The sequence below is a fragment of the Klebsiella pneumoniae genome, assembly GCF_000742135.1.
GTDB lineage: Bacteria > Pseudomonadota > Gammaproteobacteria > Enterobacterales > Enterobacteriaceae > Klebsiella > Klebsiella pneumoniae.
In genome coordinates, this window is the sequence record NZ_KN046818.1 from 2,584,695 (window position 1) to 2,611,320 (window position 26,626).

29 protein-coding genes are annotated in these 26,626 nt (G+C 56.4%); 15 read left to right on the forward strand and 14 right to left on the reverse strand.

The annotated features are described in order from the left end of the window. Positions 1–7: 7 nt before the first annotated feature. From tyrS to anmK, 4 genes are all read right to left on the reverse strand, one after another. On the reverse strand, positions 8–1,282 hold the full coding sequence (gene tyrS / locus DR88_RS13205; RefSeq protein ID WP_002907740.1) for a tyrosine--tRNA ligase: 1,275 nt from the start codon (positions 1,280–1,282) through the stop codon (positions 8–10). A 124-nt stretch (positions 1,283–1,406) separates the two neighbouring features. Beyond that, a complete protein-coding gene (gene pdxH / locus DR88_RS13200; RefSeq protein WP_002907742.1) occupies positions 1,407–2,063 on the reverse strand; it encodes a pyridoxamine 5'-phosphate oxidase in 657 nt (218 codons plus the stop codon). A gap of 57 nt (positions 2,064–2,120) precedes the next feature. Then, on the reverse strand, positions 2,121–2,444 hold the full coding sequence (gene mliC / locus DR88_RS13195) for a C-type lysozyme inhibitor (protein WP_002907744.1): 324 nt from the start codon (positions 2,442–2,444) through the stop codon (positions 2,121–2,123). 92 nt (positions 2,445–2,536) lie between these two features. Beyond that, a complete protein-coding gene (gene anmK, locus DR88_RS13190; protein WP_004143831.1) occupies positions 2,537–3,661 on the reverse strand; it encodes an anhydro-N-acetylmuramic acid kinase in 1,125 nt (374 codons plus the stop codon). A 267-nt stretch (positions 3,662–3,928) separates the two neighbouring features. Here anmK and slyB point away from each other — a divergent pair, with 267 nt between their 5' ends. Both slyB and DR88_RS13180 read left to right on the forward strand, forming a co-directional pair. Continuing rightward, positions 3,929–4,396, forward strand: a complete 468-nt coding sequence (gene slyB, locus DR88_RS13185; RefSeq protein ID WP_002907749.1) for an outer membrane lipoprotein SlyB — start codon at positions 3,929–3,931, stop codon at positions 4,394–4,396. Between the two features lie 222 nt (positions 4,397–4,618). Next, complete coding sequence (locus DR88_RS13180; RefSeq protein ID WP_023282654.1) at positions 4,619–5,980, forward strand: sensor domain-containing diguanylate cyclase; 1,362 nt, start codon at positions 4,619–4,621, stop codon at positions 5,978–5,980. A 33-nt stretch (positions 5,981–6,013) separates the two neighbouring features. On the opposite strand, the gene slyA is transcribed toward DR88_RS13180, so the two are convergent. Then, the gene (gene slyA / locus DR88_RS13175; RefSeq protein ID WP_004143833.1) at positions 6,014–6,454 is read right to left on the reverse strand and encodes a transcriptional regulator SlyA; all 441 of its coding nucleotides are present in this window, start codon (positions 6,452–6,454) and stop codon (positions 6,014–6,016) included. 172 nt (positions 6,455–6,626) lie between these two features. On the opposite strand from slyA, the gene DR88_RS13170 reads away from it, so the two are divergent. Genes DR88_RS13170 through DR88_RS13160 form a run of 3 tightly spaced genes read left to right on the forward strand, consistent with a single transcriptional unit; the run spans position 6,627 to position 9,794 of the window. Beyond that, positions 6,627–6,863 carry a DUF1656 domain-containing protein gene (locus DR88_RS13170; RefSeq protein ID WP_004143834.1) on the forward strand — a complete coding sequence of 79 codons (237 nt, stop codon included), beginning with the start codon at positions 6,627–6,629 and terminating at the stop codon, positions 6,861–6,863. Positions 6,864–6,873: 10 nt separating this feature from the next. Beyond that, positions 6,874–7,770 carry an efflux RND transporter periplasmic adaptor subunit gene (locus tag DR88_RS13165; RefSeq protein WP_004143835.1) on the forward strand — a complete coding sequence of 299 codons (897 nt, stop codon included), beginning with the start codon at positions 6,874–6,876 and terminating at the stop codon, positions 7,768–7,770. Then, positions 7,770–9,794 carry an FUSC family protein gene (locus DR88_RS13160; RefSeq protein WP_004148596.1) on the forward strand — a complete coding sequence of 675 codons (2,025 nt, stop codon included), beginning with the start codon at positions 7,770–7,772 and terminating at the stop codon, positions 9,792–9,794. The genes DR88_RS13165 and DR88_RS13160 overlap by 1 nt, the downstream gene beginning before the upstream one ends. On the opposite strand, the gene sodC is transcribed toward DR88_RS13160, so the two are convergent. From sodC to DR88_RS13145, 3 genes are all read right to left on the reverse strand, one after another. Then, positions 9,787–10,308, reverse strand: a complete 522-nt coding sequence (sodC, locus tag DR88_RS13155; protein WP_032443895.1) for a superoxide dismutase [Cu-Zn] SodC — start codon at positions 10,306–10,308, stop codon at positions 9,787–9,789. The two genes, DR88_RS13160 and sodC, sit on opposite strands and share 8 nt — an antisense overlap. A 69-nt stretch (positions 10,309–10,377) precedes the next feature. Beyond that, positions 10,378–11,274, reverse strand: a complete 897-nt coding sequence (locus tag DR88_RS13150) for an aldo/keto reductase (RefSeq protein ID WP_002907760.1) — start codon at positions 11,272–11,274, stop codon at positions 10,378–10,380. A 48-nt stretch (positions 11,275–11,322) separates the two neighbouring features. Further along, entirely contained in the window at positions 11,323–11,565 is a 243-nt protein-coding gene (locus DR88_RS13145) for a DUF1289 domain-containing protein (protein WP_004189722.1), read from the reverse strand. Between the two features lie 139 nt (positions 11,566–11,704). Between DR88_RS13145 and DR88_RS13140 the strand changes: the two genes are divergently transcribed. From DR88_RS13140 to rnt, 4 genes are all read left to right on the forward strand, one after another. Further along, on the forward strand, positions 11,705–12,304 hold the full coding sequence (locus DR88_RS13140; protein WP_004175857.1) for a TetR/AcrR family transcriptional regulator: 600 nt from the start codon (positions 11,705–11,707) through the stop codon (positions 12,302–12,304). 53 nt (positions 12,305–12,357) lie between these two features. Further along, positions 12,358–13,455, forward strand: coding sequence for an alkene reductase (locus DR88_RS13135; protein WP_004148597.1), 1,098 nt, complete (start codon positions 12,358–12,360; stop codon positions 13,453–13,455). Between the two features lie 78 nt (positions 13,456–13,533). Beyond that, a complete protein-coding gene (gloA, locus tag DR88_RS13130) occupies positions 13,534–13,941 on the forward strand; it encodes a lactoylglutathione lyase (RefSeq protein ID WP_002907764.1) in 408 nt (135 codons plus the stop codon). A 137-nt stretch (positions 13,942–14,078) separates the two neighbouring features. Beyond that, positions 14,079–14,726 carry a ribonuclease T gene (gene rnt / locus DR88_RS13125; protein ID WP_002907766.1) on the forward strand — a complete coding sequence of 216 codons (648 nt, stop codon included), beginning with the start codon at positions 14,079–14,081 and terminating at the stop codon, positions 14,724–14,726. Between the two features lie 47 nt (positions 14,727–14,773). Here the strand turns inward: rnt and DR88_RS13120 are convergent, their stop codons facing one another. Continuing rightward, positions 14,774–15,121, reverse strand: a complete 348-nt coding sequence (locus tag DR88_RS13120; protein WP_002907768.1) for a Grx4 family monothiol glutaredoxin — start codon at positions 15,119–15,121, stop codon at positions 14,774–14,776. Between the two features lie 340 nt (positions 15,122–15,461). Between DR88_RS13120 and DR88_RS13115 the strand changes: the two genes are divergently transcribed. Continuing rightward, positions 15,462–16,334, forward strand: coding sequence for a C40 family peptidase (locus DR88_RS13115; RefSeq protein ID WP_004151204.1), 873 nt, complete (start codon positions 15,462–15,464; stop codon positions 16,332–16,334). Here DR88_RS13115 and DR88_RS13110 read toward each other — a convergent pair. Further along, positions 16,289–16,780, reverse strand: a complete 492-nt coding sequence (locus tag DR88_RS13110) for a helix-turn-helix domain-containing protein (RefSeq protein ID WP_032443896.1) — start codon at positions 16,778–16,780, stop codon at positions 16,289–16,291. The genes DR88_RS13115 and DR88_RS13110 overlap by 46 nt on opposite strands. 469 nt (positions 16,781–17,249) lie before the next feature. Between DR88_RS13110 and sodB the strand changes: the two genes are divergently transcribed. Next, positions 17,250–17,831 (forward strand): superoxide dismutase [Fe], encoded by a 582-nt coding sequence (gene sodB, locus DR88_RS13105; protein WP_002907771.1) that lies wholly within the window; start codon positions 17,250–17,252, stop codon positions 17,829–17,831. Between the two features lie 62 nt (positions 17,832–17,893). Here sodB and DR88_RS13100 read toward each other — a convergent pair whose 3' ends face one another. Both DR88_RS13100 and cydH read right to left on the reverse strand, forming a co-directional pair. Beyond that, positions 17,894–19,060 (reverse strand): MFS transporter, encoded by a 1,167-nt coding sequence (locus tag DR88_RS13100; protein ID WP_004148603.1) that lies wholly within the window; start codon positions 19,058–19,060, stop codon positions 17,894–17,896. A gap of 167 nt (positions 19,061–19,227) precedes the next feature. Further along, entirely contained in the window at positions 19,228–19,320 is a 93-nt protein-coding gene (gene cydH / locus DR88_RS29815; RefSeq protein WP_002907776.1) for a cytochrome bd-I oxidase subunit CydH, read from the reverse strand. Between the two features lie 292 nt (positions 19,321–19,612). Here cydH and purR point away from each other — a divergent pair, with 292 nt between their 5' ends. Next, the gene (gene purR / locus DR88_RS13090) at positions 19,613–20,638 is read left to right on the forward strand and encodes an HTH-type transcriptional repressor PurR (RefSeq protein WP_002907778.1); all 1,026 of its coding nucleotides are present in this window, start codon (positions 19,613–19,615) and stop codon (positions 20,636–20,638) included. Here the strand turns inward: purR and punR are convergent. Continuing rightward, complete coding sequence (gene punR, locus DR88_RS13085) at positions 20,565–21,569, reverse strand: DNA-binding transcriptional activator PunR (protein WP_032443897.1); 1,005 nt, start codon at positions 21,567–21,569, stop codon at positions 20,565–20,567. The two genes, purR and punR, sit on opposite strands and share 74 nt — an antisense overlap. A 112-nt stretch (positions 21,570–21,681) precedes the next feature. Here punR and punC point away from each other — a divergent pair, with 112 nt between their 5' ends. Continuing rightward, positions 21,682–22,863, forward strand: coding sequence for a purine nucleoside transporter PunC (gene punC, locus DR88_RS13080; RefSeq protein WP_025861979.1), 1,182 nt, complete (start codon positions 21,682–21,684; stop codon positions 22,861–22,863). A gap of 292 nt (positions 22,864–23,155) precedes the next feature. Beyond that, positions 23,156–24,304, forward strand: a complete 1,149-nt coding sequence (gene cfa, locus DR88_RS13075) for a cyclopropane fatty acyl phospholipid synthase (protein WP_004148607.1) — start codon at positions 23,156–23,158, stop codon at positions 24,302–24,304. A 36-nt stretch (positions 24,305–24,340) separates the two neighbouring features. On the opposite strand, the gene DR88_RS13070 is transcribed toward cfa, so the two are convergent. Further along, positions 24,341–24,976 carry a riboflavin synthase gene (locus tag DR88_RS13070; RefSeq protein ID WP_025861980.1) on the reverse strand — a complete coding sequence of 212 codons (636 nt, stop codon included), beginning with the start codon at positions 24,974–24,976 and terminating at the stop codon, positions 24,341–24,343. A gap of 229 nt (positions 24,977–25,205) precedes the next feature. Here DR88_RS13070 and mdtK point away from each other — a divergent pair, with 229 nt between their 5' ends. Further along, entirely contained in the window at positions 25,206–26,579 is a 1,374-nt protein-coding gene (gene mdtK, locus DR88_RS13065; RefSeq protein ID WP_004148609.1) for an MdtK family multidrug efflux MATE transporter, read from the forward strand. Positions 26,580–26,626: the final 47 nt, after the last annotated feature.

A 26,626-nucleotide genomic window follows, 5' to 3' on the forward strand; every position in this document is an offset into this window, starting at 1 on the left:
TATTTTTTTATTTCCAGCAGACCAGGCAGTAATTTTTCTTACCGCGACGCAGCAAGGTGTAGCGGCCAAACAGGCGATCGCTGTCACTGAATACATATTCCGGGTCGGCCTGTTTTTCGCCGTTGATGGTTACCGCGTTAGAGGCAACGGTTTTACGCGCCTGACCGCGGGACGGCTGCAGCTCGGAATCAACCAGCGCCTGCAGCAGATCGGCGCCTTTTTCCATTTCGATCATCGGCACGCCATCCTGGGCCAGCTGTTCGAAGTCTGCTTCGCTCAGGTCGCTCAGGTTACCGTTGAACAGGCTTTCGGTAATGCGCTTCGCCGCTTCCAGGCCTTCTTCACCGTGAACAAGGCGCGTCACCTGCTCTGCCAGCACGTACTGGGCGCGCGGCGCTTTACCGCTGTTTTTGTCTTCTTCTTCCAGGGCATTGATCTCCGCAATGTCCATAAAGGTGAAGAATTTGAGGAAGCGATAGACATCAGCATCCGCGGTGTTGATCCAGAACTGGTAGAATTTGTACGGACTGGTTTTCTTCGGATCCAGCCACACGGCGCCGCCTTCGGTTTTACCGAATTTGGTGCCGTCCGCTTTGGTGATCAGCGGTACGGTCAGGCCAAACACCTGGTTCTGATGCAGACGACGGGTCAGATCGATGCCGGAGGTGATGTTGCCCCACTGGTCAGAACCGCCAATCTGCAGCGCCACGCCGTGCAGCTTATTCAGGCAGGCAAAGTCGTAACCCTGCAGCAGATTGTAAGAGAACTCGGTAAAGGAGATACCCTGATCGTCACGATTCAGACGCTGCTTCACCGCTTCTTTGTTGATCATCTGGTTAACAGAGAAGTGTTTACCGATATCGCGCAGGAAGGTCAGCACGTTCATGCTGCCAAACCAGTCATAGTTATTCGCCGCGATCGCCGAGTTGTCGCCGCAGTCAAAATCAAGGAACGGAGCCACCTGTTTGCGGATTTTATCCACCCACTCCTGCACGGTATCCTCGGTGTTTAGTTTACGCTCAGCGGCTTTGAAGCTTGGGTCGCCAATCAGACCGGTTGCGCCGCCCACCAGCGCCACAGGTTTATGACCTGCCTGCTGGAAGCGTTTCAGGCATAACAATGGAACAAGATGCCCCAAATGCAAGCTGTCAGCGGTAGGATCGAAGCCGCAATAGAGCGCGATCGGGCCTTGCGCCAGTCGCTCTGCTAACGCTTCCTCGTCCGTCACCTGGGCTACCAGCCCCCGCTCTTGCAATTGTTTAATCAAGTTACTGCTTGCCATCAAATTCTCCATGTATAAACGACTGCACCTCTGCCGGTACACGACTTTTCGCCAGATGCGAAAAGTACATAGAATAAAGCGCCGGCCCTTTCAGCGCCAGCGCTTCGATAACTAATTTCGGCGTTTACGGCGCCAGACGGTCTATTTTCCAGGCGCCGCTATCGCGCTGGTATAAAAAGCGATCGTGCAGACGGTGTTCTCCCCCCTGCCAGAACTCCATCTGCTCAATGCTGACGCGGAATCCGCCCCAGAAGCTCGGCAACGGCACTTCACCCTGCTGGAACTTCTGCTTCAGCTCAAGGAATTTGCTTTCGAGGATGCCGCGGGCTGAGATCCGGCTCGACTGCTTCGAGACCCAGGCGCCAATCTGGCTGTCGCGCGGACGGCTGTGGAAATATTTGACCACTTCCAGCGTCGACAGACGCTCCGCTTTGCCGATTACCATCACCTGGCGCTCCAGCATATGCCACGGGAAAAGCAGGCTGACCTGCGGGTTGTTTTCAATTTGATGCGCTTTGCGGCTGCCAAGGTTGGTATAAAACACCAACCCTTTTTCGTCGTAGTGCTTCAGCAGCACAATGCGCTGGTAGGGCTGGCCGCGCTCATCGACGGTGGCAACCACCATAGCCGTTGGGTCGGCAAGTTTCGCATCGCAGGCCTGACGCAGCCAGCGTTCAAACAGCGGCAGGGGTTCAGCAGGAAGATCGTGGCGACGCAAACCGCCACGGGTGTATTCACGGCGCAAATGCGCAATTTGCTGGAGTTCGTCGTTATCAGACATGGCCATTGAGGATGTAGTCATAAGGTGGCGTTATTGTGCGCCCCCCGGACAGAAATCTCAACGTTTGGCCGTCTGCAGCTGACAGTTATCAAGGACGATGCGGTCGCGCTTATAGACGGTGGCGGTATCGCCTTTTGACCAGAACACATAGACGCCGTCGGTGTAGCGCGCCCCGGAAGCCGACAGCCCCTCAGACAGGTTCAGTTGCTGATTATCATAGATAAAACTGACCTGCTGGCGTGCGTTATTGCGATGGACCGTCAATGGTTTCTGGTCGCATTGATACTCCAGCGTGTCCGTCTGCATCCGCTCGACAAACTGGTTGTAGTAGCTACAGCCCGCCAGCATAAAAGGTACAACTGCGATAAGAATTTTTTTCATTCGTTTGCCTTCGACTTTCCCGGTCACGGCGGGCACTCCGCCCTCCGCTTAACTTGTCCAGTTTACCGGTCGCGTCGTATTTAAGATTTCAGTTAACTCCGATTCTGCGGCGGGTTAGCCGGAAAAATGGCGCCCAGCACCGAGGCTTCGCTGGCGCCGGTCACGGAGGGCAGATTGCCCGGCAGACCAGCCAGCGTTCGCCAGGCCAGCCAGGCAAAGGCCAGCGCTTCCATATCATCGCCGCTGATCCCCGCCTCATCGGTGGTGGAGACCTCGGTTCCCGGCAGCAACGCCGCCAGGCGCGCCATTAACAAGGGGTTACGCGCGCCGCCGCCGCACACTAACAAACGCTCGCAGCCGCCGCTTAACAATACCTGCTCACTGATGGTGACGGCGGTCAATTCCGCAAGCGTAGCCTGAACATCCTCCCCGCGTAGCCCCGGATAGCGGGCCATATGCTGCTCCAGCCAGCCGTAATTGAAATATTCCCGACCGGTGCTTTTTGGCGCCGGCAAGGCAAACCACGGATCGCTCAGCATGTCCTGCAGCAGCGGCAGCAGCACTTTACCTTCGCTAGCCCATTGGGCGTCCTTGTCGTACGGTTTGCCCTTCTGGCGCCAGATCCAGGCGTCCAGCAACATATTTCCCGGCCCGGTATCATAGCCGCGCACCGGCTGCCCTGGCGCCAGCAGCGACACATTAGCGATCCCGCCGATATTGAGCACCATACGTCGCTCAACGGGGTGGGCCAGCAGCGCATGATGAAAAGCCGGCACCAGCGGCGCCCCCTGCCCGCCTAGCGCCATATCCCGGCGACGAAAATCCCCCACTACGGTTATCCCGGTGTGGGCGGCGATCTGGTTGTTATCACCAATTTGCAGGGTATGCGGAGCCTCTCCCTGCGGTTCATGCCATACGGTCTGTCCATGGCAGCCGATGGCGATGACGTCGGTGGGTTTGAGACTTTCCTGGCGCATCAGCGCCAGTACGGCATCGGCAAACAGCCGTCCCAGACGGGTGTCCAGACGACCTAGCTGCGAAAGGGTCAGCGACTGCCCCTGGCAAATCGCCAGAATCTCTTCTTTTATCGCGTGTGGAATGGGCCAGGTGAGACTAGCCTGCTGCGCCACCATGTTTTCAGTAATGGTGGCCAAAACGACATCGATACCATCCAGGCTTGTACCAGACATAACGCCAATAAAGCGACCCGATCTCATACGTTTTCCTTCATTCCATGACCCTTGTATGCCCTTCACTCCATCATAAAGTGTCGGTTAATGCTATGTTGTACTAATACTTTTTAACAATAGAGCGACAAATCAGAGAACATCGTAAAGAACCGGTGTTTAGTTGAGGTTGAAGCACCAGTGTTTATTATTTTTTGTATAGTCCAGGGAGAACCTATGCCCGCCGACGACTAAATGCCATATAATTAACCGTATGGACGTTCAATTGAACACCTTCGGTGAACAGGAGATTCATAAATGATTTTACGTGTTTTGGCTGTATCGATGATTGGTTTTACGCTCGCAGGCTGCGTGAGCAGCAGCGGCCTGTCCGGCGACGTTTATTCCGCATCTGAAGCCAAACAGGTGCAGAGCGTGACTTACGGTACTATCGTGCATACGCGCGCCGTACAGATCCAGAGCGGCGACGATAGCAATGCCATCGGGGCCATTGGCGGTGCGGTACTGGGCGGGTTCCTTGGAAACACCATCGGCGGCGGTACCGGACGCTCTCTGGCTACGGCGGCAGGTGCGGTCGCGGGCGGCGTAGCCGGTCAGGGCGTTCAGGGCGCGATGAATAAAACGCAGGGCGTTGAACTGGAAATCCGTAAGGACGATGGCAATACCATTATGGTAGTGCAGAAACAGGGCAGCACTCCGTTCTCCGTTGGTCAGCGCGTGGCCATTGCCGGCAGCGGCAGCCAGGTCACCGTCTCTCCGCGATAATTTCCCTTACGATGCGGCCGGTTGCGCCGCATCGTATTTTTCAGCCACGTTTATTTCGCCGTAATAAATTCGTAGTAACCATCAGACATCTTTATTTTAATATTCCATGAATCATTGCGCCTGCGCAATATCTTATCTGCCCGCCCCTATTACCCTCAAGAACGTAAATTAGCCCTGGTGACTCATCGTCGCTGCCGTTGCCTTTTATGTGGAATATTGCCTATGCCCGAACATGTGCATCATATCGTTAAACGTCTAATCCTTTATATTTGCATTTGTTTACTGGCCGGGATTGGCATTTCCGGGATGACTGCGTTTTTTCATACCAGCTTCAGTAGTACTTCCTCAATATTATTTCCACTGCTGACCAGTTTCCTGATGGTTTTTCATATTACCATTGCCTGTTTTATGGGCATGAAATACTGGAGCAGCAAGCGGCGTCTCTACCTTACTCCAGTCTCTTTCGGGTTTGCCTGCTCAGCGCTGCTGATGCTTGGCACGCTCAGCAGCTATCCGGACTGGCTTACCTGCAATCCGGCCCCGGTCGTTAATCAAAATGACGCCGTTATCTATTATTTCTTCCGCAATATAATGATGGCTGTGTTATTCATGTCATCTATTATTTTGTACTATTTTCGCCAGCGCATCATGCATTCGTGGAAAGCACACGTTCTTACATTTACAGCATGTATACTTTTTACGTTGACCATTATTGTTTTATCATGGCTATACTCCAGCCATTCGCCGTGGCTGAGCGTCAATTTTATCGACGATCTGAGCCATACCTTTACCCCGTTGTGGCAAAGTATTATCGGCTGGCTGCTGATGGCAGTTTGGTTAATCACGCTGATTTTATTAATTAGCTTGAGTAAACTGCGTAATATTTTTTGGTTCAGCGGCGCTTTTTTTTGCAGCGCTTATTTGTTCACGCTTTTCCAGCTGCTCTCCACCGCAGGGGAGCTGGATCAGACCTGGTACCAGGCGCGTTTTTTCGAAACGCTATGCACCTTGTTCCTGATTCTGGTGCTACTGGTTGACGTCTTTATCCTCTATCGCGAGTCTAACCACAAATATGTTCATTCGTATCAGAATTCGATCCGCGACCCGTTGACCCGCCTCTACAACCGCAGCTTCTTCTACGACACCCTTAACCAACAGCTGGCGAAGGTGAATGCCCAGCATCCGCTGTCGGTGCTCATCAGCGACCTCGACCATTTCAAACGCATCAACGATAGCTACGGCCATGTCGCCGGCGACAAAGTGATCCAGTTCGCCGCCTCGGTGCTGGAAAGCCATTCGCGGGTAGATGACGCCGCCGCACGCATCGGCGGTGAGGAATTTGCTCTGCTGCTGGTCAACACCGGTGAAAAAGAAGCGCAAGCGATCGCCGAGCGTATCCGCCTGGCGGTCAGTGCCGGGGAGAGCCATTTACCGGAGCGAATGACCATCAGCATGGGGGTGTATACCACCCACGACAATAGCGTGACAGCGGAAGCGTGCGTTCAGCGCGCGGACGAAGCCATGTATGAAGCAAAGAATAACGGACGTAACCAGGTGATCGTCTGGCATCGGCAGGGAGGGTGAAAAAAGGCCCGGATTAGCCCGGGCCGCAAAGAATTAATCTTTAGCCTGGAGATCGAGGATATTTTGTTCAAGTTTACGGATTAAGTGGAGCAAGGTTTCCACTTCCTGCTTCGAGACCCCTGAGAGGATTTCATCACGGGTCTTACCTATCACCTCTTCCATCTCGTTGATCAGCGGTTCGGCTTTTTCCGTCAGCTTGATGCGTTTGGCCCGCCGATCGCTTGCGCAGGTCTGGCGAGAAATGAGCCCTTTCTCCTCCAGCTGATCGAGCGTGCGCACCAGCGACGGCTGTTCAATACCGATAGCTTTCGCCAGCTGGATCTGCGACTGCTCAGGCGGCAGCTGGTGGATGTTATGCAGCGTGACCCAGTGGGTCTGCGTTAACTCCAGAGGTTTCAGGCGATGGTCGATTAGCGCGCGCCAAACGCGAACTAAACGTGCCAGATCAGAACCAAGTGGCGATTCCAATTTCATCTCCTTATAATTAGCTTGCTAAGTTATTATACTGATTTTAGAATAGTGTGCAGCATTTGAATTATCAAAACAAATGAATTACTTGATTCAACAAAAACCAAAACAATGATTTACACTGTTAAAGAGTAGCACGTCCTGAGGTTACCCCTGTAATGGCAAAGGATTTTTGCTTGTGAAACTGAGTCTTAACACATCCGGATTGCCGCTGCAGGACCTGGTGTTCGGCGCATCCGTCTATTTCCCTCCGCTGTTCAAAGCCGTCTTGTTGGGTTTCTTTATCTGGTTGTTTTTACATCGCCAGCTGCGTGACTGGATGTATGCGGGCGACATCTGGCACCCGCTACTAATGGATCTCTCCCTGTTCGCGCTCTCGGTCTGTCTGGCCCTGGTATTGCTCATTGCCTGGTGATCTCCCTGTTATGAAAAGATTAAAATATCTGTCAACGCTGCTGGTCGCGGCCGTCGCCCTGATTGCCGCATGGTTGTTATGGAATTTCTACACACAGTCACCCTGGACCCGCGACGGCAAAGTGCGCGCCGAGCAGGTTGGGATCACCCCTCAGGTCTCCGGCAGTATTCTGCAGTTGAACGTAACCGATAACCAACGGGTCAAAGCCGGGGAAGTATTGTTTACCATCGACGACACCCCCTATCGCATCGCGGTGCTGAACGCCCAGGCGCAGCTGGCGAAAGCCCAGGCGGAGGTGGCGAAAGCGCAGGCGGAGCAAAGCAAGGCCGCCAGCGAGGCTCGCCGTCGCCGAAGCCTGTCGCAAAATGCCATCTCGGCTGAAGACCTTGAGAACGTCAATACCGCCCTGAATACCGCCACCACCACCCTGGCTGCCGCCAGAGCGGGGGTCGGCGTAACCGAAGCGGCGCTGAAACATGCGCAGTGGCAGCTCAGCCAGACGGTTGTCAAAGCGCCGGTGGATGGCTGGGTGACCAACCTTTCCACCCGCGTCGGCGATTACGCTACCACCGGCCATCCGGTCTTTGCCCTGGTGGACAGCCATTCGTTTTACGTACTGGGCTACTTCGAAGAGACCAAACTGCGCCACATTCGCATCGGCGATCCGGCACAAATTATTCTCTATAGCAATCAGCAGACGCTAAAGGGCCATGTCGCGAGCATCGGCCGCGCGATTGTCGACCAGAGCGTGGAACAGGGAACCGGGCTGGTGGCCAACATCAAACCAAATATCCCCTGGGTTCGTCTCGCCCAACGCGTTCCGGTGCGAATTGCCTTTGATACGCTGCCGGCCGATGTCACCCTGGTCTCCGGCACCACCTGCACTGTCTCAATTGGCGGGCAGTAATGAACCTGCAGACCCTGTCGTGGCGCACACTCCCCTGGGTTAAAGCCACCCGGCCGCAGTGGCGGTACGCATTGCGCAACGGCATCGCGATGTGTCTTGCGCTGAGTATCGCCTATGCGCTGGATCTTGATGAGCCCTACTGGGCGATGACGTCCGCGGCGGTGGTCAGCTTTCCCACCGTCGGCGGCGTGATCAGTAAAAGTTTTGGCCGCATCGCAGGCAGCCTGCTCGGCGCCTGCGCCGCCCTGCTGCTTGCCGGTCATACACTCAACGATCCCTGGCTGTTTCTGTTCAGTATCTCCGGCTGGCTGGCGCTCTGCACCTGGGCCTGCGCCCTGTTCACCAACAACGTCGCCTACGCCTTTCAGCTGGCGGGCTATACCTGCGCCATCATCGCCTTTCCGGTGATTAACATCAGCGACAGCTACGAACTGTGGGTCATCGCCCAGTCGCGCGTCTGCGAAGTCATCGTCGGGATCCTCTGCGGCGGGCTAATGATGATGATCCTGCCAAGCACCTCCGACGGCAGCAACCTGCTGACGGCCCTGAAAACCATGCACGCCCGGCTGCTGGAGCACGCCAGCCTGCTGTGGGTGCCGGAGACGACGGATGCCATTCGCACCGCCCATGAGAGCGTGATTGGCCAGATCCTGACCATGAACCTGCTGCGTATCCAGGCCTTCTGGAGCCACTACCGTTTCCGTCGGCAGAATCCTCTGCTGAACTACCTCCTGCATCAGCAGCTCAGAATGACCAGCGTCATCTCCAGTCTGCGACGGATGCTGCTGAACTGGCCTGACGCGCCGGCGAACACTCGCCAGGTACTGGAGTCGCTGCTCGCCGAGCTCGCCACCCCTCATGCCGACAGTTATCACGTTGCGCGGATCCTGGCGCCGCTGGCGCCGCGGCAGGATGCCGATTACCGGCACATCGCTTTCTGGGCGCGATTGCGCTATTTCTGTCGCATTTACCTGGAGAGCAGCCGCTGGATCCGCCGCGTTGAAAATGCCTCGGCGATCGCCGAGTTCAATGTGCCCGCCGCCCCGCCGTTAGCCCGCCATACCGATCAGGCGGAGGCGTTGCTCAACGGTGTCCGTACCTTTTGCGCGCTGGTGGCGATTGGCGCATGGGGGATCAGTACCCAGTGGACCAGCTGCGCGGCGGCCCTGACCCTGGCCTCCATCTGCTGCGTGCTCTACTCCGTATCCGCCTCGCCGTTTCGCTCGCTGACATTGCTGATGCAGACTCTGGTCCTGCTGTCGCTATTCAGTTTCGTGGTGAAGTTCGGCCTGATGGTGCAGGTAACCGACCTGTGGCAGTTTCTGCTGTTCCTGTTCCCGCTCCTGACCACCATGCAGTTACTCAAACTGCAGTGGCCCAAATACGCCGGCCTGTGGGGACAGCTTATCGTCTTTATGGGCTCGTTTATCGCCGTCACCAACCCGCCGGTGTACGATTATGCGGCCTTTTTCAATGATAATTTGAGCAAGATTGTCGGGGTAGGCTTTGCCTGGCTGGCCTTTGCGGTACTGAGTCCGGGCTCGGACGCCCGCAAAGGGCGACGCCATATCAGAGCGTTACGGCGTCACTTTGTCGATCAACTCAGCCGTCATCCTCAGCACAGTGAGCATGAATTTGAATCGCTGGTCTATCACCACGTCAGTCAGCTCAGCCAGAGTAAGGATGCCCTGGCGCGCCGCTGGCTGTTGCGTTGGGGCGTCGTGCTGCTCAATTGCTCGCACGTCGTCTGGCAGCTTCGCGAATGGGAAACCCGCTCCGATCCTCTCGCCCAGGTGCGCGACCTGTGCATCAACCTGTTACGCGATGTGATGAGCGAGCGCGGCGTGCAGCAGCGCCCGCTGGCCTCCACCCTGCAGGAGCTGCAGCGGATCTGCGACGCCCTGAACCACCATCATCAGCCGGCGGCGCGGGAACTGGCCGCCGCGATTTGGCGACTGTACTGCGCCCTGTCGCAGCTGGAACAGGCCCCGGTGGCCGGCACAATTGGCGAAGGAACTACTTAATCACCCCGCAGGCAAACCGTTCGCCGCCGCCGCCCAGCGGCTGCGGGCTGTCGGCCATGTTATCCCCGCCTACGTGGACCATCAGCGCTTTCCCTTTCACCTCCGCCAGCGTTTTCAGGCGCGGAGCAATAATCGGCTGGTCGGCTACGCCCGCATCGTTGACCACCAGCAGGGGCAGGTCGCCAAGATGCCCGGCCCCCAACGGCCCTTCGTGTTTGCCGGTATGCTGCGGATCGTAATGTCCGCCCGCCGCCCCGGCGGCCACGGCTTTACCTTCTTTCATCGCCGGCTGGCAGCTGCCTTCGGCATGAATATGAAACCCGTGCTTACCCGGCGGTAGCGCCCGCAAAGTGGGGGCGAACTCGAGTCCGCGGTCGGTTTCGGTGATTTTGACGCTGCCGATGGTCTGACCGACGCCCTGGGTGGTCACGAGATTAAGTTGCACATCTTCACTAACGGCCTGTGCGCCAGCGCAAAATGCGAGGGATAAGATCACGAGAATAGATCGTTGCATAACACCTCCGGATGGCTGTCTCCCTGTTAAGTGTAAACCAGGAACGCCTTTCCGGAGGGGAAATGCCCGTTACGGTACGTCGTACCCGAGCGCGGCTTTACGGATGCGGAACCACTGCTGACGGGTCATGCTGAGTTTTTCAGCCACAATCGCCGAGCGCACGCGCTCGATTTTGCCCGAGCCAATAATCGGCAGAGGCTGCGACGGCAGACGCAGCACCCAGGCATAAACTACCTGTTCGATGCTGTCGGCGTTAAGCTCGTGCGCCACCTGCGCCAGCTCATCGCGCAGCGCCTGGAAGCCCTCTTCGTTAAACAGGCGACCACCGCCAAGACAAGACCACGCCATCGGACGAATACGCAGTTGCTGCAGCTGATCGAGAGTACCGTCGAGCAGCAGCGGCTGATGCACCGGTGAAATTTCGACCTGGTTGGTGGCCAGGGTAAACGGCAGACGTGACTGCAGCAAGGTGAACTGGGCGGGGGTAAAGTTCGAGACGCCAAAATGGCGCACTTTACCGCTATGATGCAGCGCGAGAAAAGCTTCGGCTACCTCGTCGGCGTCCATCAGTGGGTCCGGCCGGTGGATCAGCAGCAAGTCGAGATGGTCCGTCGCCAGATTACGCAGCGATTGCTCGGCGCTGAGCACGATGTGATCGCGGTCGGTAATGTAGTGGCCAATGGTGTTCTCAGCGCGCGCCCGGGTGGCGATACCGCATTTGCTGACGATTTCCATCCGGCTACGCAGATGCGGCGCTCGCTTCAGCGCTTCGCCAAAGGCAGCCTCACACTGATAATCGCCATAGATATCGGCGTGATCGACGGTGGTTACGCCTAAATCGAGATGCTGCTCAATAAAGCTGACCAGCTCGCCAGGCGACATTTTCCAGTCCATCAGACGCCAGTAGCCCATCACAAAACGTGAAAATTCCGGCCCCTGGGGAGCCATAGCAATACGCTGAACCATAACCGCTTCCTCAATAAAAAAGTGCTCTGAGTATACGTAATTTTTGGCTTAAAACAGTGAGGGTTGCTGCGGTTCTTCCGCCGGCTCCGGCCTGTTCGCGCGTATTTTGCGCAGCAGCCGTTGGCGGCAAAGACGCAAAACCTCCTGTTTCTGCGCATCGCTCATCGTTTGCCAGTTAAAACGTTCCTCACGGCTGCGGAAACAGCCGCGACAGTAGCCGCGCTCATCGGTCTGACATATTCCCCGGCACGGGCTCTGCACCGGGAAAAATTCTAACTGCTCTGCCACCACACGCCTCCTGTCCCCTCGTCTCCTTTCATTGCAGACGTTTCCCCGCGCCGACGCAAATTTTGTTCACTACGTGCTGCGCCAGCTAACATTTTTCCGCCGACGCTTGCATTAGACCAATCGGTCTACTACAGTGTGCAGCATGAACAGACACAGCGATTGCGATACCCGAGAACATATCCTGGCCACCGGCGAGCAGCTTTGCATGCATCGCGGTTTTACCGGAATGGGCTTGAGCGAACTTCTGAAGACGGCGGAGGTGCCCAAGGGCTCCTTCTACCACTACTTTCGCTCTAAGGAAGCCTTCGGCGTCGCGCTGCTTGAACATCACTACACCGGATATCTGCAGCGCCTGGTCGACCACTTCGATCATGGCGACGGTAACTATCGCGATCGCCTGCTGGCCTACTATCAGCACACGCTGAATCAGTTCTGCCAGCAGGGGATTATTAGCGGGTGTCTTACTGTCAAGCTATCCGCGGAGGTTTGCGATCTGTCGGAAGATATGCGCGCCGCCATGGATCGCGGAGCCAGCCAGATTATCGCCCTGCTGGGCGACGCGCTGGAGAAAGGACGTCAGGAAGGCAGTCTCGCATTTGACGGCGAGGCCATGACCCTGTCGCAGGTGCTGTATTCCCTGTGGCTCGGGGCCAACCTGCAGGCCAAAATTACGCGTAGCGCAACGCCGCTGGAAAGCGCCCTTGCCCACGCCAAACAGATTATTGCGGCGCCTGCGGTATAACAGGCGTTTTTATTTCATCAGTTACTAGACGACCGGTCTACTCAGGAGTCACTATGTCGGAAGCAAAATTATTCAGCCCACTGAAAGTCGGTGCGGTCACCGTCCCTAATCGCGTATTTATGGCGCCGTTGACGCGTCTGCGCAGCATTGAGCCGGGCGATATCCCTACTCCGCTGATGGGCGAATACTACCGCCAGCGCGCCAGTTCCGGGCTGATCATCACCGAAGCGACGCAGATCTCCGCGCAGGCCAAAGGCTACGCCGGCGCGCCTGGGCTGCACAGCCCGGAGCAGATTGCCGCCTGGCAGAAAATCACCGCCGGCGTTCATGCCGAAAACGGTCATATCGCCGTCCAGCTGTGGCACACCGGGCGTATTTCCCATAGCAGCCTGCAGCCTGGCGGCGCCGCCCCGGTAGCGCCTTCCGCGCTGAGCGCGGGCACCCGTACCTCACTGCGTTACGAAAACGGCCACGCCATTCGCGTCGACACCTCAATGCCCCGCGCCCTGGAAACCGCAGAGATCCCAGGGATCGTCAACGATTTCCGTCAGGCGGTCGGCAATGCCCGTGACGCCGGCTTCGATCTGGTCGAGCTGCACTCAGCCCACGGCTATCTGCTGCACCAGTTCCTCTCGCCATCGGCGAACCAGCGTACCGATCAGTACGGCGGCAGCGTGGAGAACCGTGCCCGTCTGGTGCTGGAAGTGGTTGACGCCGTGAGTCAAGAGTGGAGCGCCGAGCGCATTGGCATCCGCGTGTCGCCGATTGGCAGCTTCCAGAATGTGGATAATGGCCCGAACGAAGAAGAAGACGCGCTGTATCTGATTAGCGAGCTGGCGAAACGCGGTATCGCCTATCTGCACATGTCCGAGCCGGACTGGGCGGGCGGCAAACCTTACAGTGAAGCTTTCCGTCAGAAAGTCCGCGACCGCTTCCCGGGGGTGATCATTGGCGCTGGCGCTTACACAGTAGAAAAAGCCAACGATCTTATCAATAAAGGGCTGATTGATGCCGTGGCATTTGGCCGCGATTACATCGCCAACCCGGATCTGGTGGCTCGCCTGCAGAAAAAAGCGGCGCTTAACCCGCAACGCCCGGAATCCTTCTACGGCGGCGGCGCGGAAGGCTACACCGATTACCCGACTCTGTAATCCCTCCATTGATAGCGGCGACGTATCGCCGCTATACTCAACGTTCTGATCTATCAAATAAACTGCATAGGGGACATTATGCGCTTACTCCACACCATGCTGCGCGTTGGCGACCTGCAACGTTCTATCGACTTCTATACCAACGTGTTGGGCATGAAGCTGCTGCGCACCAGCGAAAACCCGGAGTACAAGTACTCCCTCGCCTTTGTCGGCTACGGCGAAGAGAGCGAAACCGCGGTAATCGAACTGACCTACAACTGGGGCGTGGACAGCTATGAGCTGGGCACCGCCTACGGCCATATCGCGCTGAGCGTCGATAACGCCGCCGAAGCCTGCGAACGGATCCGTCAGAACGGGGGCAACGTCACCCGTGAAGCCGGGCCGGTAAAAGGCGGCACCACCGTCATCGCCTTCGTGGAAGATCCGGACGGTTACAAAATCGAGCTCATTGAAGAGAAAGATGCCGGCAAAGGTCTGGGCAACTAACGCTTCCCCACGCTGGCATATTTAATGCCATGGCTCGCCCGGGCGCTACGGCGCCCGTTGTTTTCACCCCTGCCTGCTGCAAGCCGCGGCAAAATTTGCCATAATGCGCGCTACTTTTTTCCAGCTAAGAGAATCTGATGTCCGAGAACGCTCAACTGAATGGTCTGTGCGACCGTTTCCGCGGTTTTTATCCGGTGGTGATCGATGTTGAAACCGCAGGATTTAACGCCAAAACCGACGCCCTGCTGGAGATCGCCGCCATTACGTTGAAGATGGATGAGCACGGCTGGCTGATGCCCGATGAAACGCTGCATTTCCATGTTGAACCTTTCGAGGGCGCCAATCTGCAGCCCGAAGCGCTGGCTTTTAACGGGATTAACCCGCATGACCCGCAGCGCGGGGCCGTCAGCGAATACGATGCCCTGCATGCCATCTTCAAAATGGTGCGCAAAGGGATGAAAGAGAGCGACTGCAGCCGGGCAATCATGGTGGCGCACAATGCCACCTTTGACCACAGCTTCACCATGACCGCCGCCGAACGCGCGGGACTTAAACGTAACCCTTTCCATCCGTTTGTTACCTTCGATACCGCCGCGCTAAGCGGGTTGGCGCTGGGCCAGACGGTGCTGTCGAAAGCCTGTATTGCCGCGGGTATGCCGTTCGACGGCGCGCAGGCTCACTCCGCCCTGTATGATACCGAGCAGACGGCGCAGCTGTTTTGCGAGATCGTGAACCGCTGGAAGCGTCTGGGCGGCTGGCCGCTGCCAGTGGCCACCCCGGAGTGATAAAAAAAGCGACTTCCAGGAAGTCGCTTTTTTACTGATGGCGGGAATTACTCCGCTTTTGGCTCGTCGGTATGGTACTTTGCCGCCGTCTCTTTGATCAGCTGCTGCAGTTCACCGCGCTGGTACATTTCGATGACGATATCGCAGCCGCCCACCAGTTCACCGTCTACCCACAGCTGCGGGAAAGTCGGCCAGTTGGCGTATTTAGGCAGCTCGGCGCGGATATCCGGGTTCTGCAGGATATCAACGTAAGCAAAACGTTCGCCACAGGCGGACAGCGCCTGAACAGCCTGGGCAGAGAAACCGCAGCTTGGCAGCTTCGGCGACCCTTTCATATACAACAGGATCGGGTTTTCAGCGATTTGGCGTTGGATCTTTTCTAAAGTCGAGCTCATTGTCGTGCTTCCTTAAACTTCTTTCTACGGCAGTAACTTGTCATTGTAGCGTCCTGTAGGCAGGACGGATAATAACATTTTTTTCACTATTCATATTTTATCTTCTGTTGCGCGAAGTTGCCTTAAAAATATCACTTTGCGATCGCAGGCGGGCGCTCATTGCGCATTTTCTGTGCGAGGCGGTCAATGTCTGACGCGTTTTCTTGCAATCGTTAACCAATCGACATTTTTGATACAAAAGAATATTAACTTTCCGGCTTTTTATGCTTTAGAATCATTCCGGTTTGTCATTCATCGTCAGGCATTTGTACATGTCTGTAATTAATCAGGGGATTGCTCAGTGGCGCGGCTAAACAAAATCGCGATATCGCTCTGTGCATTACTGTTCACGTCTATCTCATTCACGCCACTGGCTCAGGCATCAGGGCATACGCACGCCTCCGCTTCGCCAAAAGCGTTGCCCGCGAAAAGTGGCTCAGAGCGCAAGAAAAAAGCAACCAGTCAAAAAACTAAAACCACCGCTAAAACCACCAGTAAAAAGTCCTCGCGCACCCGGCTCCCTACCCGCACTACCGCAGCAAGCCAAACCGCACTTCATCGTCAGGCCGCCGGCGCGACGAAAAAATGCGTGCTGCGTAAAGGTTATAAAAAGCAGTGCGCGAAAACGGTCGCCGCCAGCGCCGAGCCGACCCTGGCGCTAAACAGCGTCAAAAGCAAATGCGTGGTGCGCAAGGGCTATAAAAAACGCTGTAAGCCCGAGGCCAGCGAAGCGAATTTAACGATCGCCGACGCCCACAAGGTCCGGGTGCAAAAAGCGCAAAGTACCGCGATGAACAAACTGATGGGCCAGTTGGGTAAACCCTATCGCTGGGGCGGCACCTCGCCGCGCACCGGGTTTGACTGCAGCGGGCTGGTCTATTACGCCTATAAGGACCTGGTCAAGATCCACATCCCGCGTACGGCCAACGAAATGTACCACCTGCGCGATGCGCGTCCGGTGGATCGTGATGAACTGCAGAGCGGCGATTTAGTCTTCTTCCGCACCCGCGGACGGGGCGCTGCCGACCATGTCGGCGTCTACGTCGGCAACGGAAAATTCATTCAGTCGCCGCGCACAGGTCGTGATATTCAAATCACCTCCCTGAGCGAGGATTACTGGGTTCGCCATTATGTCGGCGCTCGTCGCGTCATGACGCCGAAAACCATTCGCTGATCCCGGTCTGCCGCTGCGGCGGCAGACCGCCTCTCCTGCTCGATCTCCATCCCCACCCGCAAGGGATATTGCAGATTGCTCTCTTTGCCCGGCGTATCACGACGATAGCGGGTCGGCGACATGCCAAAGTGACGGTGAAAGGTCCGGCAGAAAGCGGCTTGTCCCTCGTATCCCAGGCACTGAGAAATACTCTGTATCGACGCCTGCGTCTGCGTCTGCGTTAAATAGATTGTCGCAATCGTCATCTTTCGTCGGCTGACGTAGCTCGCCAGCGTGCAGCCCGTTACCATGGCGAATTGTCGCTGGAAGTACCAGTGTGAGTAGCCGGACTTTTTCGCAATCTCGCTCACCGACAGGGTGTCGAAAATATGTGCTTCGATCCAGTCAACAATCCCCTGCACCACCGGGATCATTTTCGCGCTCACCACCTCATCTGTTTTTGCCATCGTCGTCATCCTGGGGAAATTACTGCTGGCGGCTATATTTGTCATACAAATTAAAAAATAGACAATGAATTATTGGCATAGCGACGATTGCCTGAGCGCATATTTTTATTAATCGTTTGATATTAAAGTTTTATTTTTTGTTCAGCGCATTGCGTGACAGCGGCGAAGCAGAGTAGTTAATTGCCATGCGAGTTCGCAAATCCGCAGAGGGCATCTCCTTATACATGGTTGCAACAATTTTGGCGGCTTATCGGCCACTCCTGCAGAAAACGGTTAAGCCTTCACCACATGCGCCGGAGATAACAGCCTTTATCGTTGTAAGGCTTTTCACTGCTTGCGGCAAATGTTAACATTCTCAATACAATAACACGCCCGGGACGCGACAGCGTCGGGCGGTCAGAACACGATTCAGGTGAAAACCTCATCCTGTCAATGTGAGATAAAACAAAAAGTTATAAGGAGAGTAGCAATGTCGTTTGAATTACCTGCATTACCATATGCAAAAGACGCCCTGGCGCCGCACATTTCCGCAGAAACCCTGGAATATCACTACGGTAAACACCACCAGGCGTATGTCACTAACCTCAACAACCTGATCAAAGGCACTGCGTTCGAAGGCAAGTCCCTCGAAGAGATCGTCCGCACGTCTGAAGGCGGCGTATTCAACAACGCAGCGCAGGTCTGGAACCACACCTTCTACTGGAACTGCCTGGCGCCTAACGCCGGCGGCGAACCGGAAGGCGAACTGGCGGCCGCAATCGCCAAATCTTTCGGCAGCTTCGCGGATTTTAAAGCCAAATTTACCGATGCCGCGGCGAAAAACTTCGGCGCTGGCTGGACCTGGCTGGTCAAAAATGCCGACGGCAGCCTGGCTATCGTCTCCACCAGCAACGCCGGCACCCCGCTGACCACCGACGCGAAGCCGCTGCTGACCGTTGACGTTTGGGAACACGCCTACTACATCGACTACCGCAACGCCCGTCCAAGCTACCTGGACCACTTCTGGGCGCTGGTAAACTGGAAGTTTGTTGCGGCTAACCTGGCGGCATAAACGACAAACCGCAGCGGGGTCTCCCCGGCTGCGGTTTTTTTTTGCCCTTGCCCAGCCGATGATTACTGGCTGGCGAAAGCCTCTTCCGGCTGCGCTCGCCCGCTAAACCAGACCAGCAGCAGCGCCAGACCAGCGATAATTGCGCCCATCACCGGCACAAACGCATATCCCAGTCCGCCAGAGATCACCGCCCCACCGGCGGCGGCGCCCAGCGCGTTGCCGAGGTTGAACGCGCCGATATTCACCGAAGAAGAGAGCCCCGGCGCCTCATGCGCTACGCGCATAACCCGCATCTGCAGCGGCGGAACCACCGCAAAGGTTGCTGCGCCCCAGACAATCATGCTGATGGCCGCCCCGGCCTGGGATTGCGCCAGCAGCGGGATCGCCAGCATGATCGCCATCAGCAGCAGCAGAAAGCCCTTCAGCGTGCCGGAGACCGACCGGTCAGCAAATTTGCCGCCCAGATAGTTGCCTAGCGAAAAACCGACGCCAATCAGCACCAGCATCGCGGTTATAAACAGCGATGAAGCGTGGGTCAGCGTATTGAGCACTGGCGAAATGTAGGTATACAGCGTAAACATCGCCCCGGCGCCCAGCACGGTGGTCAGCAACGCGGAGAGCACCTGCGGGCGCAGCAGGACAGAAAGCTCTTTTTTGACATCAGGACGTTCCCCCGCGCTGCCCTTCGGCAGGGAGAACCACAGGCTAACCATCGCCAGCAGGCCTAATCCCGCAGTAGCAAGGAAGGACATCCGCCAACCGATGGTTTCGCCAAGCCAGGTGGCCGCCGGCACGCCGCCAATGTTGGCGATGGTCAGGCCCATAAACATAGTGGCTACCGCGCTGGCCTGCTTATGCTTTGGCACGACGCTGGCCGCCACCACCGATCCCAGGCCGAAAAAAGCGCCGTGGTTGAGGCTGGTAATAATCCGCGACAGCAGCAGCGTGGTGTAATCCGGCGCGATGGATGACAACAGGTTGCCGACGGTGAAGATCCCAATCAGAAAAATCAGCGCATTGCGCCGTGCGCGATGCGACAATAGCAGCGTCATCAGCGGTGCGCCGACCATGACGCCGATGGCATACGCACTGATCAGCATTCCCGCTACCGGTATCGAGACGTCCACACCTTTCGCAATCACCGGCAGCAATCCCATCGGGGAGAACTCGGTGGTACCGATGCCAAAGGCGCCGATCGCCAGCGCAAGTAAAGGAAAGTTGATTTTCATTCAATGACTCCATCAGACCGTCAGAGAGGACGGCGTAACATCAGAAGTCAAAAGCATGACATCAATCACAAAAAAACAAAAGTGAACGAAATGACAAAAGATTTTTGCAGAATTGATAATAATAGCGGGATATGGGGAGGAAGCGGCGCTCCTCCCTCAGCGAAACATTAGTGCAGTATGGCGGTCAGGCTGAAAGCGACAATCACGCCGAGAGCAATAATCGTGGTGATCAGCGAAAACTTTAAATTGGTATCCATCATTTTTCCCTCTTGTTATCCCCACACCAAAAGTGAGCTTGCTCATTTTTGCACAAAAAATCGCAAAAATCTTCCGGGATTTAGGGCGATGCACATTTTTGCTCTTCCACTTTGCCCCAAGATCGGACAAAATCCCACGCTAATTTAAAAGCGTATCGGCCATTGACCCCTTCCTGTCGTTCTGTGTCGTTTTCCCGACGTGATGCAATGTTGAAAATTGTATTCAGGGTGTGTGTAGGCAAACGTTTACGTATCGATGATCAGGCGATCAGGTCAAGGCATGGAGTGAGATGTAATGGCAACTATTAAAGATGTAGCGAAACGCGCAAACGTTTCCACTACAACTGTGTCACATGTAATTAACAAAACCCGTTTCGTTGCCGAAGAGACGCGTAATGCGGTATGGGCGGCGATCAAAGAGCTGCACTACTCGCCGAGCGCCGTGGCGCGCAGCCTGAAAGTCAATCACACCAAATCGATTGGCCTGCTGGCGACCAGTAGCGAAGCCGCCTATTTCGCTGAAATTATTGAGTCCGTTGAAAAGAGCTGCTTCCAGAAGGGCTATACTCTGATCCTCGGTAACGCGTGGAACGATCTGGAAAAGCAGCGCGCCTATCTGTCGATGATGGCGCAAAAGCGCGTAGACGGTCTGCTGGTGATGTGTTCCGAGTATCCGGATTCGGTATTGAGCATGCTGGAAGAGTACCGCCATATCCCGATGGTGGTGATGGACTGGGGCGAGGCGAAAGCCGACTTCACCGATGCGGTGATCGATAACGCCTTCCAGGGCGGCTATATCGCCGGACGCTACCTGATTGAACGCGGCCATCGCGAAATCGGCGTGATCCCGGGCCCGCTGGAGCGCAACACCGGCGCGGGGCGACTGGCCGGCTTCATGCAGGCGATGAAAGAGGCGCATATCAGCGTGCCGGAAAACTGGATTGTGCAGGGCGACTTCGAGCCGGAGTCCGGCTACCGCGCAATGCAGCAGATCCTAAACCAGCAGCACCGCCCGACGGCGGTCTTCTGCGGCGGCGATATCATGGCGATGGGCGCTATCTGCGCGGCGGATGAAATGGGACTGCGGGTGCCGCAGGACATTTCGCTGATCGGTTATGATAATGTGCGCAACGCCCGCTATTTCAGCCCGGCGTTAACCACCATTCATCAGCCGAAAGATTCCCTGGGCGAGGCCGCATTTAACATGCTGTTGGATCGTATCGTCAACAAGCGTGAAGAGTCGCAGTCTATCGAAGTGCACCCTCGTCTGGTTGAGCGCCGCTCGGTAGCGGATGGCCCGTTTGTCGATTATCGTCGTTAAGGCATCTGGCGAGCGCGGATCTCTCCGGCGCCCGCAGCCACTCCCGATTCAGCGTGTCGCTGTCCCCCAGATAGTCAAGCATCCAGTTCAGCGCCGGTGAGGCATCGTTCTGCTGCCACGTCAGGCAGCAGGCGGCATCCGGGAACGGATTTTCCAGCGCCAGCGCAGTCCACTCGCCGCGATCTATCCATGGACGGGCGAAATGGCTCGGCACCATGCCGACGCAGAGTCCTGCCGACAAACAGGTTGCTGATGATTCCCAGTCAGGGACGACTACCCTCTTCTGGTTATCCAGCAACCATGTTGTCCGTTTAGGCAACGAGCGCGAGGTATCCTCCCGCACCAGCGACGGCCAGTTACGCAGGACGTCGTCGCTCAGGGGTCCATCCGTCTTTGCCAGCGGATGATCGCTCGCCACCACGCAGTCCCAGCTCAGCATCCCCATATCGCGGAACGCATAGCGACCGCCGACCGGAATAGATCGCGTTGCGCCAATCGCCAGCTCAACGCGGCCGTCGGCCAGCGCATCCCATACACCATTGAATACTTCCTGAAAGACGATCAGTTCGACGTCGGGAAAATGGCGATAGAAGTCGACGATCATCTGACGCATCCGCGCCGGTTTCACAATATCATCCACTGCGATCGACAACTGTCCGCGCCAGCCGTTCGCAATTTGCTGACACTGCTGGCGGGTGATCTGCATTTTTTTGATAACAGAGCGCCCTTCCTGTAAAAACCAGACCCCGGCGGGGGTCAACTCCACATCACGATGGCGACGCTCAAATAAGGGAACGGCGAGCCACTCTTCGAGCTGACGCACGGTATAGCTGACCGCGGAAGGCACCCGGTGAAGCTCCTGCGCGGCCGCGCTGAAGCTGCCGTTACGGGCGACGGCATCAACCACTTCCAGAGAGTATTCAGACCACATTTTCTGCCTGCAAAATTTTTGAATGCATGTGACAAATATTAGCGTTTCACAAGCCACAATGCACTCCCTACACTCTGCGGCATCGTACCTGTACACCAACTATGAGAACGTTATGTCACAACCCGGGAAAGGATTTTTAGTCTGGCTGGCCGGCCTGAGCGTGCTGGGCTTTCTGGCCACCGATATATACCTGCCGGCGTTTGCCGCCATGCAGCAGGATCTCAACACCTCCGCCGCCTCCATTAGCGCCAGCCTGAGCCTGTTCCTCGCCGGCTTCGCGCTGGGCCAGCTGTTCTGGGGACCGCTGTCGGACCGCTATGGACGTAAACCGGTGCTGCTGAGCGGCCTGGCGATTTTCGCGGCCGGCTGTCTGGGGATGCTGTGGGTGCACAACGCCACCCTGATGCTGGCGCTGCGCTTTCTGCAGGCGATTGGCGTCTGTGCCGCGGCCGTTACCTGGCAGGCGATGGTCGCCGATTACTATCCTGCCCAGCGCACGAACCGCATCTTCGCCACCATTATGCCGCTGGTAGGACTGTCGCCGGCGCTGGCCCCGCTGCTGGGCAGCTGGCTGCTGGTGCACTTCGAGTGGCAAGCCATCTTCGCCACCCTGTTCGCCATCACTCTGCTGCTGATGCTGCCTGCCCTGCGCCTGAAGGCAGCCGCGAAGTCAGTAGTAGTGACGCAGCAAAAGATCACCTTTCTCGCGCTGCTGCGCTCCCGGGAATACAGCGGCAACGTCCTGATCTACGCCGCCTGTTCCGCCAGCTTCTTCGCCTGGCTTACCGGTTCACCTTTTATCCTGCATGAAATGGGCTATGGCCCAACCGCTATCGGCCTGAGCTATATTCCGCAGACCATCGCCTTTCTGGTGGGAGGCTATGGCTGTCGCGCGCTGCTGCAGAAATGGTCCGGTCAACAGATGCTGCCGTGGCTGCTGGTGATTTTTGCCGTCAGCGTAGCCGCCACCTGGCTGGTGGGCCTGCAAACCCATGCCTCGCTGGTGGCGTTAATGATCCCGTTCTGCATGATGGCGGTGGTCAACGGCGGGATCTACCCCATCGTGGTTGCTCAGGCGCTGAAGCCTTTTCCGCAGGCGACCGGCCGCGCGGCCGCGCTGCAAAATACCCTGCAGCTTGGCCTGTGCTTCCTGACCAGTCTGCTGGTATCCGCGCTGATCGCCACGCCGCTGCTGACCACCACCAGCGTAATGCTGGTTTCGATTGGCTTAGCCGGAATAGGCTATCGCCTGCAGCAGACGCCGGAGCTGACACCCCACTCTTCCCACGCGTAATGCCCGTCGCCAGGGCCCGGACCAGTCGTTAGCATGCTAAGAAATTTTTATTGAAAGCCAGTACTTAGCGTCCTATACTGGATCCGGGTTCACATAAATAGAAAATAGTTACAGATTAACGGATGCAGGATGCCTCCGTTTCACCATGGAAGGCCTTTCGGCAAGGGTTATCTCCCTTCCTCTGTTTACGTCGGATAGCGACTTCACGGATTATCCGTGAGATTTCTCACAAAGCCAAAAAAGCGTCTACGCTGTTTTAAGGTTCTGATCACTTGGGCGTGATGGAGAAGCTATGAGTTCATCGTGTATAGAAGAAGTAAGTGTACCAAATGATGACTGGTACCGGATTGCAGCTGAATTATTAGGCCGTGCGGGAATTGAAATCAATGGCTCCGCGCCGTCCGACCTGCGGGTTAAAAATCCTCTCTTTTTTAAACGGGTTTTGCAGGAAGGTTCGCTGGGTTTAGGCGAAAGCTATATGGACGGCTGGTGGGAATGCGAGCGTCTGGATATATTCTTCCACAAGGTGTTACGCGCCGGGTTGGAAAAGCAGCTCCCACACCATTTCAAAGACACACTCCGCATCGCAGGCGCTCGTCTGTTTAATCTACAAAGTAAAAAACGTGCCTGGATTGTCGGTAAAGAGCACTACGACCTCGGCAACGATCTCTTCAGCCGGATGCTTGATCCCTATATGCAATATTCCTGCGGTTACTGGAAAGAGGCGCAGAGCCTCGAGGCCGCCCAGCAGGCTAAGCTGGATCTCATCTGCCGCAAACTGGAGCTGGAGCCAGGCATGCGGGTACTGGATATTGGCTGTGGATGGGGCGGTCTCGCCGAATATATGGCGCGAAATTATCAGGTCAGCGTCGTGGGTGTAACCATCTCCGCCGAGCAACAAAAAATGGCCCAGGCGCGCTGCGCCGATCTCGATGTAGAGATTCGTCTCCAGGATTATCGCGATCTGCACGACAGCTTTGACCGCATCGTCTCCGTTGGCATGTTTGAGCACGTGGGGCCGAAAAATTACGCTACTTACTTTGAGGTTGCCGACCGTAATTTGAAACCCAACGGCCGCTTTTTACTGCACACCATTGGTTCCAAGCTCACCGACCATAACGTTGACCCGTGGATCGATAAATATATCTTCCCGAACGGCTGCCTGCCTTCCGTGCGTCACATTGCCGAAGCCAGCGAGAAGCATTTTGTGATGGAAGACTGGCACAACTTCGGCGCCGATTATGACACGACCCTGATGGCCTGGTATGAGCGTTTCCTCGCCAGCTGGCCGGAAATTGCCGATAACTATTCTGAGCGTTTCAAACGCATGTTTACCTATTATCTGAACGCCTGCGCCGGCGCCTTCCGCGCCCGCGACATTCAGCTCTGGCAGGTGGTGTTCTCGCGCGGTATTGAACATGGACTGCGCGTCGCCCGTTAAATAACACTCCCCCGCTTATCGGCGGGGGATTTTTTTTCAGGCTTCATTGACCTTAGCCGCCATATCTTTCGCGGCCAGCACGCGTTCGACCGTATCGACAACCGCCTGGGTCTGCGGATCAATCTCAATATTGACGCGATCGCCCAGTTTTTTCGCTCCCAGGGTGGTCCGCTGCAGCGTCTCCGGAATAAGATGTACGCAGAAACGGGTCGCCGTCACCTCACCCACCGTCAGACTAATGCCGTCAATACCGATGAATCCTTTATAGAGGATGTATTTCATCAGCGTTGGATCCTGCACTTTAAACCAGATCTGACGGTTATTTTCGGAAGTCAGAATCTTCACGATTTCCGCGGTGGTCATAATGTGGCCGGACATTAAATGCCCGCCGATTTCATCACTAAATTTCGCCGCTCGCTCGACGTTCACTTCATCGCCGACCTGAATATCGCCAAGATTGGTAATCCGCAGCGTCTCTTTCATCAGATCGAAGCTGATGCGCGCGCCGTTGATTTCGGTCACCGTCAGGCAGCAGCCGTTGTTGGCTACCGAGGCGCCGGTTTCCAGCCCCTCCAGCATATGTGCCGGTAACTCAACCACGTGAGTGCGAAAATTGGGTTTATCATCAATGGAGACCACTTTCGCGGTTCCCTGAACAATACCAGTAAACATGTTTGGCTCCTGTTGAAAATCATGACGGTATCATTACCGCTTTCGCTATCGGGAACAATAACAGGAGGGCAAAGCGGTTGCCAGCGCGCTTCGTGCCTCGACTCTTTTTTCACTGGCTTAATAGCCAATCCTCGCTACAATAGACTGGAAATTCCTCATTTTTATCCCCTTGCTGCCAGTTACGGCGGCTTTTTTAGTCTCAAAATAACAACAATTCGAAGGTGTTCACGTGCAGAAGTATTTCGTTGAAGCGCGTCAGTTATTAGCTCTGGCTATACCCGTCATCCTTGCGCAGGTGGCGCAGACGGCGATGGGTTTTGTCGATACCGTAATGGCGGGTGGCTACAGCGCCACGGATATGGCCGCCGTGGCCATCGGGACCTCCATCTGGCTGCCGGCGATCCTCTTCGGCCACGGCCTTCTGCTGGCGCTGACCCCGGTGGTGGCGCAGCTTAACGGATCCGGGCGGCGGGAGCGTATCGCGCCTCAGGTGCGTCAGGGCTTCTGGCTGGCCGGCTTTGTCTCGGTGCTGATCATGGTCGTGCTGTGGAACGCCGGATACATCATCAGCTCCATGCATAACATCGATCCGCTGTTGGCAGAGAAGGCGGTTGGCTACCTGCGCGCGCTGCTGTGGGGCGCTCCGGGCTATCTGTTCTTCCAGGTCGCCCGTAACCAGTGTGAAGGGCTGGCAAAAACCAAGCCCGGGATGGTCATGGGCTTTATTGGATTACTGGTCAACATTCCGGTGAACTATATTTTTATCTATGGTCATTTCGGCATGCCCGAGCTGGGCGGCGTCGGCTGCGGTGTGGCGACGGCCTCCGTTTACTGGGTGATGTTCGCCAGCATGCTGTGGTGGGTGCGCCGGGCGCGTACGATGCGCGATATCCGCTGCGCCGAGCGCTTCAGCGGCCCTGATTTTGCCGTCCTGTTACGGCTGGTGCAGCTGGGGCTGCCCATTGCTCTGGCGCTGTTCTTTGAAGTCACTCTGTTTGCCGTCGTCGCGCTGCTGGTCTCCCCGCTCGGGATCATTGACGTCGCCGGTCACCAGATCGCGCTTAATTTCAGCTCGCTGATGTTCGTTCTGCCGCTGTCGCTGGCGGCGGCGGTCACCATTCGCGTCGGCTTCCGCCTTGGCCAGGGCTCAACGATCGATGCCCAGGTTTCGGCCCGCACCGGCGTGGGCGTAGGGGTCTGCCTGGCGGTATTTACCGCTATCTTTACCGTCCTGATGCGTAAGCAGATTGCGCTGCTGTATAACGATAATCCCGAGGTAGTTACGCTGGCCTCGCACCTGATGCTGCTGGCGGCTATCTATCAGATCTCCGACTCTATTCAGGTGATCGGCAGCGGCATTCTGCGCGGCTATAAAGATACGCGGTCTATCTTTTTCATTACCTTTACCGCGTACTGGGTGCTGGGTTTGCCGAGCGGCTATCTGCTGGCGCTGACCGATATGATTGTGCCCCGCATGGGACCTGCCGGTTTCTGGTGCGGATTTATCATCGGTCTGACCTCCGCCGCCATCATGATGATGCTGCGGATGCGTTTTCTGCAGCGCCAGCCTTCCAGCATCATCTTACAGCGCGCAGCGCGCTAACTTGTCTAAGCCCGCCGCTCCGGCGGGCTTTTTCGTTCTTCGCTATA

What these genes read in the sequence shown, in the direction of transcription:
- gloA (WP_002907764.1), top strand. Translation starts at nt 13,534, where the DNA reads ATGCGCTTACTCCACACCATGCTGCGCGTTGGCGACCTGCAACGTTCT.
- DR88_RS13165 (WP_004143835.1), top strand. Translation starts at nt 6,874, where the DNA reads ATGAAAAGATTAAAATATCTGTCAACGCTGCTGGTCGCGGCCGTCGCC.
- DR88_RS13140 (WP_004175857.1), top strand. Translation starts at nt 11,705, where the DNA reads ATGAACAGACACAGCGATTGCGATACCCGAGAACATATCCTGGCCACC.
- DR88_RS13160 (WP_004148596.1), top strand. Translation starts at nt 7,770, where the DNA reads ATGAACCTGCAGACCCTGTCGTGGCGCACACTCCCCTGGGTTAAAGCC.
- DR88_RS13150 (WP_002907760.1), bottom strand. Translation starts at nt 11,274, where the DNA reads ATGGTTCAGCGTATTGCTATGGCTCCCCAGGGGCCGGAATTTTCACGT.
- tyrS (WP_002907740.1), bottom strand. Translation starts at nt 1,282, where the DNA reads ATGGCAAGCAGTAACTTGATTAAACAATTGCAAGAGCGGGGGCTGGTA.
- DR88_RS13120 (WP_002907768.1), bottom strand. Translation starts at nt 15,121, where the DNA reads ATGAGCTCGACTTTAGAAAAGATCCAACGCCAAATCGCTGAAAACCCG.
- slyA (WP_004143833.1), bottom strand. Translation starts at nt 6,454, where the DNA reads ATGAAATTGGAATCGCCACTTGGTTCTGATCTGGCACGTTTAGTTCGC.
- mliC (WP_002907744.1), bottom strand. Translation starts at nt 2,444, where the DNA reads ATGAAAAAAATTCTTATCGCAGTTGTACCTTTTATGCTGGCGGGCTGT.
- anmK (WP_004143831.1), bottom strand. Translation starts at nt 3,661, where the DNA reads ATGAGATCGGGTCGCTTTATTGGCGTTATGTCTGGTACAAGCCTGGAT.
- DR88_RS13070 (WP_025861980.1), bottom strand. Translation starts at nt 24,976, where the DNA reads ATGTTTACTGGTATTGTTCAGGGAACCGCGAAAGTGGTCTCCATTGAT.
- DR88_RS13110 (WP_032443896.1), bottom strand. Translation starts at nt 16,780, where the DNA reads ATGGCAAAAACAGATGAGGTGGTGAGCGCGAAAATGATCCCGGTGGTG.
- DR88_RS13135 (WP_004148597.1), top strand. Translation starts at nt 12,358, where the DNA reads ATGTCGGAAGCAAAATTATTCAGCCCACTGAAAGTCGGTGCGGTCACC.
- punR (WP_032443897.1), bottom strand. Translation starts at nt 21,569, where the DNA reads ATGTGGTCTGAATACTCTCTGGAAGTGGTTGATGCCGTCGCCCGTAAC.
- DR88_RS13180 (WP_023282654.1), top strand. Translation starts at nt 4,619, where the DNA reads ATGCCCGAACATGTGCATCATATCGTTAAACGTCTAATCCTTTATATT.
- slyB (WP_002907749.1), top strand. Translation starts at nt 3,929, where the DNA reads ATGATTTTACGTGTTTTGGCTGTATCGATGATTGGTTTTACGCTCGCA.
- punC (WP_025861979.1), top strand. Translation starts at nt 21,682, where the DNA reads ATGTCACAACCCGGGAAAGGATTTTTAGTCTGGCTGGCCGGCCTGAGC.
- pdxH (WP_002907742.1), bottom strand. Translation starts at nt 2,063, where the DNA reads ATGTCTGATAACGACGAACTCCAGCAAATTGCGCATTTGCGCCGTGAA.
- purR (WP_002907778.1), top strand. Translation starts at nt 19,613, where the DNA reads ATGGCAACTATTAAAGATGTAGCGAAACGCGCAAACGTTTCCACTACA.
- DR88_RS13100 (WP_004148603.1), bottom strand. Translation starts at nt 19,060, where the DNA reads ATGAAAATCAACTTTCCTTTACTTGCGCTGGCGATCGGCGCCTTTGGC.
- cydH (WP_002907776.1), bottom strand. Translation starts at nt 19,320, where the DNA reads ATGATGGATACCAATTTAAAGTTTTCGCTGATCACCACGATTATTGCT.
- sodC (WP_032443895.1), bottom strand. Translation starts at nt 10,308, where the DNA reads ATGCAACGATCTATTCTCGTGATCTTATCCCTCGCATTTTGCGCTGGC.
- cfa (WP_004148607.1), top strand. Translation starts at nt 23,156, where the DNA reads ATGAGTTCATCGTGTATAGAAGAAGTAAGTGTACCAAATGATGACTGG.
- sodB (WP_002907771.1), top strand. Translation starts at nt 17,250, where the DNA reads ATGTCGTTTGAATTACCTGCATTACCATATGCAAAAGACGCCCTGGCG.
- rnt (WP_002907766.1), top strand. Translation starts at nt 14,079, where the DNA reads ATGTCCGAGAACGCTCAACTGAATGGTCTGTGCGACCGTTTCCGCGGT.